This is a genomic window from Bacillus sp. es.036, assembly GCF_002563635.1.
Classification (GTDB): domain Bacteria; phylum Bacillota; class Bacilli; order Bacillales; family Guptibacillaceae; genus Guptibacillus.
Genome location: NZ_PDIZ01000001.1, coordinates 3,209,259 through 3,226,850 on the forward strand (window position 1 = coordinate 3,209,259; position 17,592 = coordinate 3,226,850).

Here is a 17,592-nt window from a genome sequence, read left to right on the forward strand (position 1 = left end):
TATCAATCTAGTAGATGAAAATGAGATTAAAATTTGGAATGAAAATAAGTTAATGAGTGGTAGGTTCGGCTTTTGCAAAACGGAGTTAGGGATTGGAGGAAACGAAGTCATAGTACTTAGATAAGATTTTTTATGAGCTTAAGATTTAGTTCAATGGGGAGCTCACCTCCTGATTATTTCTATTTCATTAACTTATTCTTTCATCTTATAAAATTCCCTTCATCTGTATGGAGATATTATGATATATCTGTTTATGCCCAGTTAATCAAACGTTTGTTTAACTGGGCATTTGCTATCTTTTTAAGTTATTAAGAACTTTTCGATCCTCTTCCCCAAAAAAGCTGAATCGCTCGCTAAATATGAAAGATTGATCTTTGTTCTTTGACTGTTATTTCTAGTCTTCTCCTTATAATGAATCACACGAACCGTCCCTACTATTCCCCACCGATTCTCATTTTCCGTTTGACAATGAGAATCATTCTCTATATGCTAATGATGAAATGATAACGATTACTACATAGAAAATAGGGGGAAACAAAACGTGTTGAAACATAAGATCTTATATTTATTTCTTGCTCTAGGACTTGTTCTAGCTGCTTGTGGACAATCAAATGGTAATTCTTCCAATGAAAGTGCTTCTGATGAAAAATCAGAACAGAATAGCACAGAAAAAGCGGATGAAGAGAATGGAGAAGAAAAGGAAGAAGATGCTGATTTCATTTCTTCATTTGAAGAAGGAAAAGCCGAACTAGAGAAAGCTTCCGAAGGTGAAGAGGTAGACTATCAAGCTGTGATTGATCTTTATAATAGCGATTTAAAACCTCTTGTTGAGCAAAGAGAAGGTGAAATGGATCAACAGATCTCTTCTGCTCTAGAAGCTGGAAAATCTGGTGACCTAGATGGCGAAGTTGTGAAACAAATTTACGATAAGCTGATGCAAAAGGTTTTCTATTTAACGGTAAAGCATGAGTTTAATGAAGTTAAGGAAAACTGGGGCAATACAGAAGAAGTGAACAAAGAAATTGAAGAAGCAAAAGAATACTATGAAGTGTTAAAAGGAACGGTCGAAAAACGCGATGCTGCATACGATACATCGATGGTTTCTCAAATCGACGGTGGTTTCAGTGACATGCAAACCGCTGTAGAAAACGATGATAACCTTCAGTTTGTACTCGCAACCCAAATGGTCGATAAGACGTTGATGAAGACGTTCTACCTTGCAACTGGCGCTCTTCCTGAAGGGTATGCCACAAAAGCGGCGAAGGAAGCAAAAGAAGATCCTGAACACGCTCGTGTTGAACAAGCAGAAGGATGGGCATTCTATCAATCGATTTCAAATTACATTACGAACCACGCTGAAGAAGATGCAGCACTAATCGAGAAGAACTTTAGTCTTGAAAACGATGTAGCAGAGATCGACCCAGAAGCTGTTAACCATGCGTTTATTCGTGGCTTCTCAAAAGTAGCCCTTCATGAATATGAAGAAAGCGAAGAAGAATGGGGAGAAGATAAATCCACGATTACTGCTCTAGAAGGTGCTCTCTTCATCGATATGATTTCAAGCGACATCAAGCGCATGGAAGGTGAAGAAGCTTACAATACTCTTTCTGCCCATGCTCAGTCTTATCTTGAAGCGGTTAAATCCGATGAAAAAGAAAAGGCAATGGAAGAGCTGAAGGCAATCGAAGAAACGTTGAATATGGTTATTGAGAAAGCGGAATAAATGTGTAGAAGTACCTTTTCCTTATAGGAAGAGGTACTTTTTTTATGAGGGGGATTGTTTGACTTACGAATACGATGTTTAAGTGTTTACTAGTAATCACAAATGCCACGAGTCGATTAATTTGTTGTCCTTGGTGGTTCTCCCCTATTTCCGCCAATCAAGAGAACCGTTCATTGATTCCATCAGGCCACGTCGGCGCTACGAATAAATACTTAACTCATTCATATGATTAACATAGCTCTTAAGCAGATGTTAATTATCAATCCGATTGGGTTTTTCATTAGAACTGTCCTAGAACATCACTAATCATTTAAGGAGGTGGTTTCGTGGGATTCTTCATTATTCCTTTCTTAATAGCGTTACTTTCCACTCCAATCCTATTTATTATTGGAATTGTGTTGTATTTTACGAAAAACAAAAACGCAAAGAAATTTCTTTGGTCAGCAGTTATTGCATTATTAGCAGCAATACCCAGTCTTATTCTATCTACTAGCCCAGGAGTTTGGGTTTCATCTTTCTTACTAATCATCCTATCCGCTTTGATTTATTGGTCAATATCCATTTGGAGGGAAAAACAACCAATTGTAGTGGAAAAGTATCTTAAACGTTTTTATCAGTTTATTAAAAAGGGTGGGATCGCTTTAGCCTTTCTACTGTGTATAATGGTGAGTTCTTTATTTGGTGTTATGTTCGGATTGAATAGAAATATAGAAGAAGATGCCAGTAAAGAGTATAAAGAACTTACGGAAGAAATCGAGTCAGCAGAAACCAAATTAGTGTCTATTAATGAAGAACTAAGTAATCACGAAAAAACAAAATCTGCTAAGGAGCGTTATGAGGATCTTCAAAATAAGATTAATGAAACTGAAAGCAAGTTAGAAAGCTTAAGCAAAAAAGTGAAAACATCAGATGATACCATTACATCTGAGAAAGATGAACTGGAAACTGTACAAAAAGAACGAGAAGCTGAATCCTCTAAATTAGCTGCACTACAAAAGGATAAAGACGAACTCACTAAAGAAATTGACACCCTATCAAACAATCTTAAAGAAACAAAAAAGGAATTAGATAGCATCACTAGCGACCTGGACACGAATAAAAAAGAACTAAATCAAGTAAATGAAACGATTAAATCTAAAGAGAGTATTCTTAAAGATATCGAGAATGTGATTACACAAAAAAAAGAAGAGCCAATCACTCTTATTGCAGGGCAGTATGTTGTAGGTAAAGATGTCCCAGAAGGGCGTTATCAGGTTACTAATGTGGGTGATGGATCAAACTTCTTTGTGATGGATTCAGACGGAAGTACCACCGTTAACACGATTCTAGGAGACGGGGTAGGTGATGGTGATTATGTTTTCTATACCTTTAACGGGGACTTAATTGAAACACGCGCAAAAGTAAAATTAATTCCCATTGAATAGTTTCGGAACCAATTAGGCAGTTCTCATAAAACAGCATAGCACAACAATCTATGCTGTTTCACCTACAGCCCAAACAAATAAATCACTCCTACCACAACGATAGCCATACCGACGATAATGGCCAGCCCCAAATGATATAAAGCACGTTTCTGATTCCCCTCTGCCCGTTCGTTCAATCCATAACGTAGAATTCGAATAAACCAGTACGTCGTGAAGAGGCATGTAGCTAAAAGATTATTATGAGTGTTCGAATCGAACATTAATACAATATAACTAGCAATTAAAGCAACATTAATGAAACTCCACATTATTTTACTGCGATTGTTTTTTATAGTTTGTTTGTTCATCTGCATCCCCTTTTTTGGATTGTTGGCATCGCTGGGACGGTTCTGTTGATTCAATACCATAAATAAAAAGAACAATAACTATTGAATAATCATTGTTCCTTCTAAATATAGATTGCATCATGAGAACCGTCCCCAACGATTCCAGCGATTCCCCCTGTTAAAAAATCGTCCCTCTCTCAACCTGTGAGTGAAACAATTTAAGGTTCTCCACCACCTGTTCTGACTCTTCGACAAGGGCTTCCACTGATACTGCTTTTTGATGGGAAAGCTGGTTGATGATATCTGAGAATAAGAGAATCATTTCTTCTAAGATCGTGTTCGAACTTAAATTGTACAAGCGAACGTCTTGATATTTACTAATGTTAAACAGTGCTGTATCAATATAAGGCTTGAAGCGATCGATCAGATCTGGGAAATTGGTTAACAACTGCTGAGTTCCTTCTTCAAGTCCTTCCACCATATTTTGTAGTTGCTCTAATGGCGTGAGCGTAATGGAAATGAGTTCATTAATATGTTCATCAAAGTTACTAAATAAACCTACCAATTTTGCTGGTAGAGAGGATGTAGCTTGGACGTTAATGAATCGGATTGTTTGAATCAATAGAGTCAATGAATTCCTGAATAAAGAAAGGACACTCTTGATGGAGGAAAGAGGCGGAATAATTAACTGCCAAATCGCTTGGATAAATGTCTCCGTTCCTTCTTCCAATACCTTTTCTTTAATCGAGAGACCGTTTGGTAAATAGCGAGAGTTCAGTAAACGTGATTTTTCTACTTTAGATATTTTCCCTATGTCTTGAACCTGATTCACTTTAGACTTAATGGAATCAGCTAAAGATAATTCTCGATCAAAAAGGGAAGCTGCGGTTTCCGAAACACTTGTTCCAAAACTCATGATTTGCTGTGACAATAGTCCGTTATTTTGGTTAATGATTTCATAATGAGAGGCTAATTCCCCAACCACAGCATCGTAGATAAAATCTGTTCCTCCCTCAAATAATTCAGGTAGTTTCTCTTCTCTTATGTAAGTGACATGCTGTACTAGATCTTCAAATGAACTTTCGATCTCATTAATTTTTTTGTGAATTTCTCCAAAAATACTTTCCACACTCACATTCATCTTAAAAACATGTTCAGCAATTTCTGCTGGAGGAGAATTTAGGAATGCATTCAGGCTTCTAAAACGATCCTCAGCCATAATTAACATTGTTCTCATACTATCCAGTTCAAACTCGACAAGGTACCCTGTTGCAGTAATACTTTTTAAGACAGGTGACGAAGTTAGTTCCTTCACAAACGTAGAGAACGTTTCTTTTAAATTTGTTACACGTTCTTCAAATTTCGCTCTCTCGTCCTCGACGATACTAACGGAATTCCCCATGTATTCTGAAGAAAGGGATAAGCGACTTCCAACCAAATCATAGATTCCTTGATAGAGCGTATTGATCGTATCAGCATTCAATTCAATTCGACTTGAATTTCCTCCGTGAAGGGACTCTCCTGTCCAAATACTAGTGACAATGTGTTCATCCGCACCAACGCGAATAAACCCGTAACCCACATCGCCTTCTTCACCAACTTCTACTTGTTGAGCCTTCATATCACCTTCTAGATAACCAGTATGGTTAGCACCCAACAGAAGAGATCCTGTCGGCGTCCCCCCTCCTATCCGATATACTTTTCCTGGTATACGATCACCAAGATCCAAAGCTTCCTCTCCGTTTGTCAAAGGGTCATATTCCATAAAGTAATTGGTACTGTTCACGTTTAAGTTTGAAGAGGGGGTTAGTTCGCCAGGTAAAATGGCTGGGTTTAATGTTACACTTTTAACGTCTTGATTTTTTACAGCGATTGAGTTTGCAAGAGCACCTCCGAGAGAGTTGCCAGCTACGTAAGAGATATCGCCAAATTCTTTTTCCATCTTTTCAAAATAGATGGTCGCATCTTTTAATTGTTGGGGGACATCAGAACCAATTAGTTGTAAATCAGTAAATACGTCTTTCATGTCTTTTGGATTAGTTCCTACAAAAATTACTGCTACCTCGTTTGAATCTATGTCATCGGTGACCTTTTGAACAGTGAATGCATTTAAACCTGACGCCTTGAGGTCAATTCGATCAACAACTTGGTAAATGTTATTGTTTACTTTTAAAAGTTCTGTTAAAGATGGATCCCGATATGCATGAAAACCTGACAGTTCTACAAGATCCACATCATTAATTTTTTTGTGCTGAACAGCTTTCAAGTATACCTCCACCTTTTCAAATTATATTAAAATCCTATTCCTTAATAATATAATTTGGTGCTTTTCTTTCTAGAGTGTTCTCTTTATTATTCTGCGCATTTGTTTTATCAATTGTATTATCGTGTAACAAAAAACTATATTTCGCAACGGGTAGACCGTCCATATCAGACAGATCACTTACCATTTCATCGAATATCTCTTTATCTGGCTCAACATCAGGTTCTTCCATATACAACTGTATAAGAACGCTAACCATAGCCGGATTAATTGATTCCCCTTCTATCATACTCACCCACTCTTTCTTTGAGCGATCGGGATTATTCAAATACTTATCTAAGAGTTTTTCTTGCACAATACCACCGTATATGACTAATTTATAATATGGGGTTGTATGATAATTTCCAGCACCATTCTGATTAGCTTCTTCAGAAATACTTACTATAGGATACTCTTTCACTTTTTCTTCTAAATACTGATCAAGTTTCTTAAATTTTTCTTCATAAATCCAGGCATATAACCCACTTAGGATAGCAGCATCAATCTGTCCATCCTGCGACCAAACACCCTCTGAATCTACCTCTTTTTTATCTTTATCTATTGGAATAATCGCATAAGAATAAAAATGTGGCTTACCAACTGATTCTACAAATACAGTGGCCCCATCTATTGCTCCTACAATGTTATGTACCTTAACCTCTGTTTTGTACTCATCCTTGAAGTACTTCTTAATTGCTTTTTCCACTTCATCTCGGTTTTCTTCAGCTATTTTATCTGTTTCCTCACCGTTATCAAGCGTATATTCTTCTCCAGTATAATCTTGGACTGAAACAAAATATTTGTCCTCTATCATTTCTTCCTCAGTCTTTTTATCTGCTTTTTGTTCTTTCTCTTTTCCAGTCTCATCATTTGAATTAGTCAACGCAGAACAACCTCCTAATAATAATGCACTACAAAGGATGCCAGTAAGTAGGAATCGTTTTTTAGTCATAAGTAGCTCCTTTTTCAGTTCTTGCTAGTATGTATCTGTATTCGTTTATTCCATAATAGATTATAAATGAGATTTATGTGACAGAGTGACCTGGTTGCCAATTAATTGAAAATAGTCTATCTGAACTAATAAACCGACCTATTAATTAGAACTATTTTACTAGTAAGTAGGATTTTATTATCCCTTTTCATTTACTTAGCACACTTATTTTACAAATAATTACATACCACCCAATTTAAGTACCCTATTTAAAAAATTCAAACCCACAAATTACAAGATCTCATCTTTGTTATTTTCACTATTCTCAAATTCTAGTGAGAGGAACATAACCTCGTGCTATAAAAAAACTAGGAAACCAATCCCTCTTGATTAGTCTCCTAGTTTTCTATTAACATTGATTATAATATGCTAGAGTATATATTTTAATCAATGCTCAAACGTTAGAGTAACTTCTTTTCCATTCGCTATTAGGTCATAAGTATCTTGTTCCGTCACATCTGAAGTAAAGAACTTCAAAGTAGAGATATCTTTCTCGTTTAAAATAAACCCATCATACATTGGTCCATTAACTTTCCCCATTAAATCTCCTTTAAGTTCAGATGCATCTTCGATAAAATCAGACTGCCAACCATCTATTTGCTGACCTTTGTTTGTCACAATTTTGTCTATTCCTTCAAAAGTCACATATTGGTCTTTAGTATTTTCCAAATTGGAAGTAACCTGAAGGAACACAAAGCCTTCTTTCGGATCTATCTCTCTATCTGTGAAATGACTCATTTGATTAGCATATTCCTCAGAAAGCTCAGTTAGTTCAAAGATCTCCATTGTTTCAATGGAGAAAATCACAGGGTCCAATTCAATTGTTTCGTTGAATTCTTCAATCTTTATCAATTCAGCGGTTCCTCGATCATCCTTTATAATATGACCTATTTCCCCTGGACCAGGATTACTATTTTCTTTAATTTTGCTATCTCTTGTACCCTCACTAGCAGATACCTGTGAGTTTTGGTCTATTTCTTTACCACTTAGTTCTTGTGCATTTTTTCCACATCCAACTAACGAAATTGCAATAAAAATGGATAATGCCCCTATTTTAAATAGTTTGTACAACAAATAATCCCCCATTGTTTAAAACCCTTTATTAGAGTACGACAAAAGGAAATTTATGTCTAGGTGTCTGGTCATTTTTTCTAGTTTCAAGTCATTTTTACACAAAATTGAAATAGGTAACATTTTTGTTAATGAAACCTATGGAACTGTTCTGTTGAGCATTTACTATAACCCATAATCATATAAATCAGTTTTAAGAATCAAAGGGTGACCCGATACACTTCTATTTTCCATTTATGATCATTTCAATAATTCCACTCAAACATCCAACCATCCCAACAAACAAATCGAGCTCTCTCCTAGGATCCCGATACTTCCGATTGATTTCGATCTGAACGGCTTCCATTTTTAATGCATTGGAAGAATGATAAGTAATTGTCCCAGGATGTGAGGCAGTAAAACGTTTGTTTACAGTTGCTTCTATGTTAGCTTTGGGGAAATGATCAATCATAACATCACGTTTCTGTTTGGAAAGTGTTTTTCCATTACTCGTACCTAAATCGACACCAAAAGTTCTATTTGCTGCAGCACCATGTACATCAATAACCAAATCAACTTTATGATTTAAGCAGTGTTCTCCAAGAACTTCTTTGTAATGGCCACCTAATATGTAATTTGGATCTTCACCTAATTTAGTATTTAGTATGACATGACATCCAGTTATTTCATGGAGTATTAAAGCTAATGCACCTGTGTAAACATCTGCTTCCTTCTCTTTGCCATTTCTAATCTGTTTAGTTGTATGTGGGGCTGAGATCATCACAGGGATCACCCCCTGCTTAACCTTTACTGACTGATCAGAGCGCACGTCTCCTCGATAGCTATTTTGAGAAAACTGATCCTCTATTTCTAAGATCTTTTTCAAATCTAGTTTCATCACACTCACCCCTCTTGACCCATTATAGTAAAGAAGCCAGGAACCATATAGTCCCTGACTTTGTATATATATTTATTCAATTATTCTTCTTGCCTCTTTATACTTTGGTGCCCAATAATTACTCTCATCTAAATTGGAAATATAAACACCGTACGTTTCGGTCACATGAATAAATTCGTTATTCCCTACATAGATTCCCGGATGAATGTAATTCCCTTCAAAGAAAACAAGGTCACCAGGCTGAAGACTCTCCTTATCGACATGAGTACCAATGTCGATCTGTTGAGATCCGTAGTTTGGAAGAACAATGTTGTTCTGAGCATAAACATATTGAACATATCCAGAAGCGTTGAAACCTTCTGGCGTTGATCCACCACTCAGATAAGGTACACCAAGATAACGCTTAGCTTCCGTCACAATATTATTTGTTGTTGTCTCATTTTCTAGGTTATATCTCTTAGAACCTGTGTATTTAGGAGAATAATAGGAATTATGATCTAAGTACCCTACAGAAACCTCCCCTGCCTGTCCATTCGCATGGATGATTTGGCCGTTTCCAACGTAAATTCCGTTGTGGGATATACCTGGTTGATAAGTGTCACTAAAGAACACAACATCTCCTGGTTGCAATTCTGCTTTCTCGACTGGCTCTCCAACTTCCCATTGGTCAGTACTGGTTCGAGGCAAATAAACATCGTACACTTCATTTAAGACATGCTGAACGAAACTCGAACAATCAAAGAAATCTGGCATCCTCTCAGTTCCCAACTCATATGGAACTCCTATGTAACTAGCTGCAACTGACACTATTGGAATGTCTAGTTGTAACTTTAGTTCGTCATATCGTTTCGCATAAGCAAACTTTGATGAATAGTAATTACTTTTTTTCAGGTAATCAATCGTGACGCCATCCGATGTTGTGACATGAGCAAATTGATCTTGACCAAGGTAAATACCATTGTGAGAAATCCCCTCTTTATAGGTGTTTTCAAAGAAAACAACATCTCCAGGTTTAAGATTTTCAAGTAAAATTGTCTCACCAACAGCTGATTGGTCTTCGGTGTAACGAGGGATATAAATATCAGCTGCCTTTTCAAAAACATATTGAATGTATCCTGAACTATTAAAACCTTCAGGGCCTTCTCCACCAGACTCATACGGAGAACCAATAAGATTCATTGCTTCTTTCGTAATCGGATTCTCGGCTACAATTTCCAACCCGTTAAAGCGACGTGCACCTGTATACTTTGAACTGTAATAATTGCTTTTATTAAGGTAATCGATGACAACTCCATCAGAAGTTGTTACATGAATAAATTGATCGTTTCCTAAATAGATGCCATTATGCGAGATACCTTCTTTGTAAGTATTACTAAAGAAGACCACGTCTCCCGGTTGAAGGTCTTCAGAAACCTCTTCCCCTGTTTTCCATTGATCAGCTGTAGTACGGGGAATTGCTGTTTCTAACACAGTTTGAAAAACGTACTGAATATAACCGGAACTATCATATCCATCAATCGATTCCCCACCACTCTTATACGGAGCACCGAGATGTGATAGTGCTTCAGTAGTGACATCATTGACAGCTTGGATCTGCATATCACTATATCTTCTTGCTCCCGTATACCTGGAGCTATAGTAAGCGTTTTTATCTAGATAATCAACCTTCACTCCAGCTGATGTTGTCACGTGAGCGAATTGATCTTGACCTAAGTAAATACCATTATGAGAAAGTCCTTCTTTATACGTATTGCTGAAAAAGACGACATCTCCCGGTTTAAGATCTTCTTTAGAAATGTCATCACCTAGTTTCCATTGATCATCTCTTGAAGTCGGTAAAACGATACCTTTACTTTCATTAAAGAGATACTTTATGAATCCATAGCTACTAAAGCCTTCTGGTGAATCCCCACCGCTTAAATAAGGAGATCCTATTAACGAAATGGCCAATTCACCGACAGGATCAGAAACCTCTAGCTGAAGATTATCATACCGTTTTGCCCCGGTATATTTTGAACGATAGTAATTGTTCTTATCTATATAGTCAATGGTTACGCCCGAAGACGTAGTCACATGAACAAATTGATCCTTCCCTATATAAATACCAGGCTTATACGTATCGCTAAAAAAGACGACATCTCCTGGCTGAAGGTTTTCTTTTTCAACTTTTTCTCCGACTAGCCATTGATCTTCTCTTTTACGAGGAACCAATGTATCACTTCCATTTTGAAAAACATATTCAATAAATCCTGAACTATCAAATCCTGACGGTGATTCACCCCCACTTTTATAAGGAGATCCTACAAGGTTAATCGCTTCGATAGCTGCAACATCGTCAGTGTCTGGCTTTAATGAACCATAACGTCGCGCGCCGGTATATCGCTCATTGTAGTAAGAGTTTTGATCCAAATAATCGATTGTCACTCCCTCTGATGTGGTTACGTGCGCAAACTGATGATTTCCCAGATAAACTCCATTGTGCGATAAACCAGACTTGTACGTATTACTAAAGAAAATAATATCGCCAGGTTGAAGGTTTTCTCTTAAAACCTTTTCTCCTGCCTTCCATTGGTTATCTCTTGTCGATGGAATATAAATGTCTTCTGCTTTTTGAAATACATATTCAATAAATCCGTAACTACTAAATCCTGATGATGTATCTCCACCGCTCTTATAAGGAGTACCGAGTAATTCGATTGCTTCTTTAGCAATAGGAGATTCGGTTAAATCAATCGCTAAGTTATCATACCTTTTCGCTCCAGTATATTTTGACTCCCAATATTCACTGTCGTCGAATGAATCAATTGCTACACCTTTTGAAGTTGTCACGTGAATGAATTGATTATCCCCGAGATAAATACCGTTATGCGAAATGCCTTCTTTGTACGTGTTACTAAAAAAAACAACATCACCGGGCTGTAAGGCACTTCTTTCAACTTCTTGCCCAATATCCCACTGTTCAGATAAGTAACGCGGGACATAAATATCTGTACTGTTACGATAAACATAATAAACAAATCCAGAACCGTTGAAACCTTCTGGTGAATCGCCACCAGAGAAAAAAGGAGTACCTAGATGACTTTCAGCTTCACTGATAATTTTCTGAGAAACGTTATCCTCAGCTGAGACCTCAGATTGATAAACAAGTAAGAATGTAAAAAAGACAATAACCAGCCATTTTAAAGAAAATTTTTCCTCTATATGCAATATTATCCCCCCCTGTACATTCTAAAGATTACTGTGAATCTTGTCGAAAATCAACGAGATATTTGTCAGAAAATAAAAAGAAGTAAAAAGGCACGGTTCTTGTATACAAGAACCGTGCCTTTAGACCTATTAGTTTGTAACTTTAAATGTTGACTTCGCTGTATCCAAATCTGACGGAGTCTGTTCAGCTTGCTGCTCAATGATTAACTGCTGTTCTTCAATGGAGGTTCTTTCCAAATCAGTTAACGTATCAACCTCTTTAAATGTCACCATAAATGTGAAAATTAATGTTAATAGAATAAAAGGACTTACTTCGCGTAGAGCTGTTTTCATGAATAATCTCTCCCTGATAATAAAGTTTTGTTTTATTTTTGTAGCATTTTCATTATTTTTCAACTTGCCATGCTCCCAATCTTCGCTGGTCTGCGCCACCATAGAGCATATTTTCCTCATAATTGACAATTAGACTTTGTACACCGCCGTAATACTGACCTGCATCATAGTACTCAACTTCGTAACCTCGATCTTCTAATTCATCCACAACTTCTTCTGGATATTCTTCCTCAGATTCCAGTTGAATCTTTTCATCTTCAACGTAGAAACGAGGTTGTTGAATCGCGTCTTCAATCGATTCTTTAAATGTAAGATTACGAATAAGTACCTCTGCAATCATCATCGGAATTCTTTTCCCACCCGGAGTACCTATTCCAATGACCGGTTTTCCATCTTTAGATAAGATTGTTGGCGCTGTAAAACTACGTGGACTCTTCCCGGGTTCGATTTTATTTGGAGAGTCACTGCTCTCACTGAAATTTTTCAGCTGATTATTTACAAAATAACCATCAACGTATTTTCCAGAACCAAAGAAATTACTAAGGGTGTGAGTCGCAGAAACCATGGTACCCTCTTTGTCGATAACTACGAAATGTGTCGTATTATCATGATCTTCCTCATCTGCTGGACTATCATTTACTTCATACTCGTCAGACAAATGTTCCATTGAAATATCTTCAGCTAATTCGCTAGAGTACTCCATGCTCGTTAACTTTTCTGTTTGAATATCTTCGAAAGCAGGATCTGCAATATTATCAATACGATCGTTATAACTTCTCTTTGTAATCTCTCCAACGATATGGATAAAATCTGCAGGTTCATCTACTGTTTCTTCTATATTCATCAATTCAGCCATCTGTAATGATTGAATCAGAGTAATTCCAGCTAAAGGGGCCGGGGCAGAATAAACATCATATCCTGCGAACTCTCCTTTAACGGGCTCTTGCTTTAATACTGAATAGGATTGTAAATCTTCACTCTTAATTTCATCTGTCGCTTCCAGAAAATTCTCACCTAGTTCACCTTCATAGAAAGAATCTGAACCTTTATTACTAAGCTTTCTTAACGTTTCAGCAAGCTCTTTCTGTTTCAGCGTTACACCAGGATTAATCGGTTTCCCCTTGGGGTAAAAGTGAGGAATATCACTTGTAGGCATTCGATACTGTGCCCCTTTCAATCGATCATAAAGGGCTTCATCAACTTCAAAACCGTCTTCTGCAATTTCAATTGCTGGTGTAATCAGTTGTTTCATATCAACTGTTCCATAATCTTCATGTAACGATTCCATTCCCTGAATTAAACCAGGGACTCCAGAATATCCGGAAGGCATGTTCCCATTTAATGGAGCATTTTCACGGTACATATAAGTGATCGGTTCATTGTCTTTAGGATAAATCAACATTTCTCCCCCACCGCCAATACCAGAGCCATAAGGCTCTACTACTCCAAGAACATAAGAGACCGCAATAGCAGCATCTACCGCATTTCCTCCATTTTTCATCACTTCCATACCAGCTTTAACCGCTAGAGGATGTGACGCACTAACTCCATAGCCTTCACTAGATTCTATAGGCTTTCCATCTTCTAAATCGAAATTTGGAGCAGTTGAGAACGGTAGATTTTCAGGGGGGAGACCATAAAACTTAAAGAAAGCACCCATACCAACTAAAAAGATAACCGACAGTAAGATAATGAATTTTTTACTTTCCAAGGGATTCTCCCTTCAATATATCTGAATGATCCACTTTCAAAATAATGCTTTCGCCTTCTTTAGACCATTCATGATCATCTAAATTCTTAGTCATTTGCCTCGTGATTTTAAAACTGTTATACCAATTTAAATCTGTCAAAGGCCTCGGCTGTGCATTTTTAATAGTTGCAGGAATAATCTCAAATTCTCCTGTTCCATCTTTGTACAAGTTATATTGTACTAGAGCCGTATCATGTGTTCTGGACCACCCTTGATCAAAAACAAAATTACCAAGACTATAGAAAATAGCCGTATCATTGTACATTTCGACTGTGGATAAAACATGTGGGTGATGACCAATAATCGCATCTGCCCCTGCATCTGAAATTGCGTGTGCTAATTCAACCTGTCTTGGATGAGGTTCATTCTCGTACTCAGCTCCCCAATGAATATTAACAAACACGAGGTCCGCATTCTTTTTTGCTTCATCAATCATTGGAATGAAATACTCAGGATTGGCTGCTAAAACGCCACCTTTTGTACCTTTAGCCCTACTATCATCCTCGAAAAAGTCATTAAACCCAAGCGTTGCAATGGTTACCCCATTGACATCTGAATACTTGATTTTTTTGGCAGATTCAAGATTTTCACCGGCACCAACAAAATCAGTTTTCGCATTTTCAAAAGTAGACATTGTATCTTCAAGACCTTCTATCCCGTAATCAAGCATATGATTGTTAGCGAGGGTAACGACAGTGAAATTCGCATTGTCTAATGCTTTGACACTCTCCTTACTAGTCTTTAAGTTTATTGACTTATCAACTGCAGCTGTATCCTCGTCCAAAACGATAGGATTTTCAAAATTACCTGATACGTAATCTGAGTTCTCAAAATAAGGCTTTACATACTCAAATGGATGGTCATATCCATGTTCATCCGTTGCTTTTTCAACATAGCGACCTAACATAATATCGCCCACCATTGTTGCTGTTAGAATAGCATCATTATCAACAGCTTCTGACTCACCCGGTTTTAATAAATAGGAGAAGGGAATCATCAAAATAATACATAATCCTAAGGCAATAAACGTATGAGTAAGTGTTCTTTTCTTATGCCATTTGATTTTCTTTAAAATTTTCTCTTTAAAATTCAACTTCCTAGCCATTTACATTCACCCTAAATAAGATAATATGAGAACATGATTAAGAATGTAATACCGCTAAGGAGTATAGTACTACCCAGTGTTGGTACAACACCCTGTTTTTGAATCGTATTTGCGATCAAACCAGGTACAATAACACCAATCCCACGTAACTCAAATATTTCAAAAGGTATAATAGGATAAGCGAAATCCAAAGCAAGTTTTAATGCAATTCCTGTTGTTAACATCGCCGCAAATTTTCGTCGACCATATAGAATCGTAAATTTCGCTATTCCATGCTGAACAATTAAATAGGTTAGTAAACTAATAATAAACATCGTTAACATGAAAATCGGTTGATCAAAACTTAACGCAAGATAGCCTGGAACAATTAATCCTGCTGGAAGAATCCCCGTTTTTTCTGCATAAATCAAACTTAAAATAACACCGATAACTAAAGAAATATATAAATCCGAACCAAACACTATGCTTCCCCCTAGCTGACTTGCTGCTTAAACTTGTACTGATTGAGCTTTTCAATCAATGGTTCAGCAGCCCCGTGAATATTTCCCACACCATATAGTACCTTGTCGTTCAAAAACGGCTCTAATTCAGTAAAAATCTGATCTGTTGTATAATGCTCAAGATCAAGTAAATGATCTGCTGGAATGACTCCAGCCTCAAATGCACTTGCAATCGGACTTGTCGTTTCTCCAATTAATACAAGCGTGTGTGCTTCTATATAAGGAAGAACGTCTCTTGCAAATTGCTCTGTACGATCTACGCGGTCTTCTCTGCAATTCATAATCACGATCGGTTTTTTCGAAGGATAGCCTAGCTGATCGACGCGCTCCCATATATTAAGCGTAGATGCTGCGTCATTCGCTGCGAACCCATTCACAAAAAAGGCAGGAGAATTTGGATTACCTAGAGGTAGAATTCTCATTGCGCCAGGATCTGGCTGAGCATTCAACATTCCTTTAAACGCGGTTTCTTCGTCAATACCAATTGCTTCTGCAACCGCAAGGGCGAGAGAGGCATTATCGGGGAAGACCATATATTCAAACTTCAGAAGAAATTCATCAGAAATTCTTGAGTTATCGGCTACAATAACTTTTGTATTTCTTTTCTTCGCAATTTCCTTGTAGTACTCTTCATAAGGTGATTCAGTAATAATCAAATGCCCGTTATATGGAATCGTTGCAGTAAACGCTTCTGCCACTTCATCTAACGTTGGTCCCATGACATCCAGGTGGTCTTCAAGAACATTCACAATAACACCAATATTCGCTTGAAGCATTTGTTTTTGAAAAATTACTTGATAGTCTGGATTAACCGCCATACATTCACTAACTAACGCTTCTGCATTTAAGTCAGCGGCTTCTTTAACAACCATTTTCTGTTCACGTATATTAGGTCCTTCAAGTCTTCTCTTGATTGGTTTTTCTTCTCTTGTGTTCCAATACATCATTCTTGCAGACGTACCTGTTGTCTTCCCAACTGTTCGCATATTTGCTTCCACAAGTACGCCTGTCACTAGCCTGGTAACAGTTGATTTTCCTCGAATTCCATTAATGTTCACCCTAACTGGTAAACTCTCAATGTTTTTTTGATGTTGTCTGTGCTCATAAATGCCAATAGCTAATACGAGACACAATATAAAAGGAATAAGTAGCATTTCCTTCTCCTTCCTGAAGGTTCATGTTTTAAATAGTTTTTCCATCTTGTTACCAAACGTTGTCCATTATAAGGTAACACCGACGTAAAAACAACAGCTTAACGAAAGATACTATAGGTTTTCTACATTTTTCTACCTTCCTTATAATAGCACTAGCACTTCTACAGAGATACAGGCTATTTTTGTCGAATAGTGTAAAGATATACAATTACATTTACATACATCCAAAAGCTTAGTTTAGGCCTCATTTATAATAATTTGTTTTAACTAGAACTCTTACTAATGACTTCAATTTTTACATACATTTTATTTTACATACATCTACTAGCCAGTAACTTATTACATTGTCTTATCTATTACTTTTTTTGTAATTATAAAAGGTAGTCTATTTCTCGAGTAATAACTTCCTGAGATCCAATAACAGTTATTACAGAAAGAATATCTTTCTATAAAGCTTTCTTCGTTATAACCAATAAACATTTGCTATAGTACGGGCTTGATATACTAAGAACATATTATCACCTTAACCAATGTGTTCTATTATTCTGGACCGGATGATCTTAACCCCCTACTTCCTCCGCTATAGTCTCTGACACTGTAACGATCGTCTCGCTCCTGTATTCCAACTATGGGACGCGATGTTGCATATTCATCGCGGTTGATCGAACGATAGAGATCATTTACTTTTCATTTTAAATAGGTAGCAAAATATTAAGTAAGGATCACTCAATCGCATTCATATTCTCGATTCACAATAAACCAATCGACGATTCTTTAAATATGTACTTCATCTCTAACTCCTCCTTAAGTCCCAAACGCACTAGTACTT

13 protein-coding genes are annotated in these 17,592 nt (G+C 37.0%); 2 read left to right on the top strand and 11 right to left on the bottom strand.

The window, feature by feature from the left end; genetic code table 11:
- The first annotated feature begins 541 nt into the window (after nucleotides 1-541).
- On the top strand, nucleotides 542-1,723 hold the full coding sequence (locus ATG70_RS16145; RefSeq protein WP_098445280.1) for a hypothetical protein: 1,182 nt from the start codon (nucleotides 542-544) through the stop codon (nucleotides 1,721-1,723).
- Nucleotides 1,724-2,049: 326 nt separating this feature from the next.
- Nucleotides 2,050-3,147 (top strand): hypothetical protein, encoded by a 1,098-nt coding sequence (locus ATG70_RS22855; RefSeq protein ID WP_257147733.1) that lies wholly within the window; start codon nucleotides 2,050-2,052, stop codon nucleotides 3,145-3,147.
- Nucleotides 3,148-3,209: 62 nt separating this feature from the next.
- Here ATG70_RS22855 and ATG70_RS16155 read toward each other — a convergent pair whose 3' ends face one another.
- The 11 genes from ATG70_RS16155 to pgsB form a co-directional block, all read right to left on the bottom strand.
- Entirely contained in the window at nucleotides 3,210-3,494 is a 285-nt protein-coding gene (locus tag ATG70_RS16155) for a hypothetical protein (RefSeq protein ID WP_098445281.1), read from the bottom strand.
- A gap of 157 nt (nucleotides 3,495-3,651) precedes the next feature.
- Entirely contained in the window at nucleotides 3,652-5,739 is a 2,088-nt protein-coding gene (locus ATG70_RS16160; RefSeq protein ID WP_098445282.1) for an SA1320 family protein, read from the bottom strand.
- A gap of 34 nt (nucleotides 5,740-5,773) precedes the next feature.
- Entirely contained in the window at nucleotides 5,774-6,727 is a 954-nt protein-coding gene (locus ATG70_RS16165; protein ID WP_098445283.1) for a DUF1672 family protein, read from the bottom strand.
- Nucleotides 6,728-7,153: 426 nt separating this feature from the next.
- Entirely contained in the window at nucleotides 7,154-7,837 is a 684-nt protein-coding gene (locus tag ATG70_RS16170) for a hypothetical protein (RefSeq protein ID WP_098445284.1), read from the bottom strand.
- 223 nt (nucleotides 7,838-8,060) lie between these two features.
- Nucleotides 8,061-8,714 (bottom strand): N-formylglutamate amidohydrolase, encoded by a 654-nt coding sequence (locus ATG70_RS16175; protein ID WP_098445285.1) that lies wholly within the window; start codon nucleotides 8,712-8,714, stop codon nucleotides 8,061-8,063.
- 72 nt (nucleotides 8,715-8,786) lie between these two features.
- On the bottom strand, nucleotides 8,787-11,921 hold the full coding sequence (locus ATG70_RS16180; RefSeq protein ID WP_098445286.1) for a C40 family peptidase: 3,135 nt from the start codon (nucleotides 11,919-11,921) through the stop codon (nucleotides 8,787-8,789).
- 129 nt (nucleotides 11,922-12,050) lie between these two features.
- Entirely contained in the window at nucleotides 12,051-12,254 is a 204-nt protein-coding gene (locus ATG70_RS16185) for a hypothetical protein (RefSeq protein WP_142329591.1), read from the bottom strand.
- A gap of 52 nt (nucleotides 12,255-12,306) precedes the next feature.
- Nucleotides 12,307-13,965 (bottom strand): gamma-glutamyltransferase, encoded by a 1,659-nt coding sequence (gene ggt, locus ATG70_RS16190; RefSeq protein ID WP_098445288.1) that lies wholly within the window; start codon nucleotides 13,963-13,965, stop codon nucleotides 12,307-12,309.
- Nucleotides 13,955-15,109 carry a CapA family protein gene (locus tag ATG70_RS16195; protein ID WP_098445289.1) on the bottom strand — a complete coding sequence of 385 codons (1,155 nt, stop codon included), beginning with the start codon at nucleotides 15,107-15,109 and terminating at the stop codon, nucleotides 13,955-13,957. Before ATG70_RS16195 ends, ggt begins: the two co-directional genes overlap by 11 nt.
- A gap of 11 nt (nucleotides 15,110-15,120) precedes the next feature.
- Nucleotides 15,121-15,570 (bottom strand): poly-gamma-glutamate biosynthesis protein PgsC, encoded by a 450-nt coding sequence (gene pgsC / locus ATG70_RS16200; RefSeq protein ID WP_098445290.1) that lies wholly within the window; start codon nucleotides 15,568-15,570, stop codon nucleotides 15,121-15,123.
- Nucleotides 15,571-15,581: 11 nt separating this feature from the next.
- The gene (gene pgsB / locus ATG70_RS16205; RefSeq protein WP_098445291.1) at nucleotides 15,582-16,763 is read right to left on the bottom strand and encodes a poly-gamma-glutamate synthase PgsB; all 1,182 of its coding nucleotides are present in this window, start codon (nucleotides 16,761-16,763) and stop codon (nucleotides 15,582-15,584) included.
- Nucleotides 16,764-17,592: the final 829 nt, after the last annotated feature.

Coding starts and splice junctions, on each gene's coding strand:
- ATG70_RS16155 (WP_098445281.1), bottom strand. CDS start 3,494: ATGAACAAACAAACTATAAAAAACAATCGCAGTAAAATAATGTGGAGT.
- ATG70_RS16165 (WP_098445283.1), bottom strand. CDS start 6,727: ATGACTAAAAAACGATTCCTACTTACTGGCATCCTTTGTAGTGCATTA.
- ATG70_RS16175 (WP_098445285.1), bottom strand. CDS start 8,714: ATGAAACTAGATTTGAAAAAGATCTTAGAAATAGAGGATCAGTTTTCT.
- ATG70_RS16185 (WP_142329591.1), bottom strand. CDS start 12,254: ATGAAAACAGCTCTACGCGAAGTAAGTCCTTTTATTCTATTAACATTA.
- ATG70_RS16195 (WP_098445289.1), bottom strand. CDS start 15,109: ATGGCTAGGAAGTTGAATTTTAAAGAGAAAATTTTAAAGAAAATCAAA.
- pgsB (WP_098445291.1), bottom strand. CDS start 16,763: ATGCTACTTATTCCTTTTATATTGTGTCTCGTATTAGCTATTGGCATT.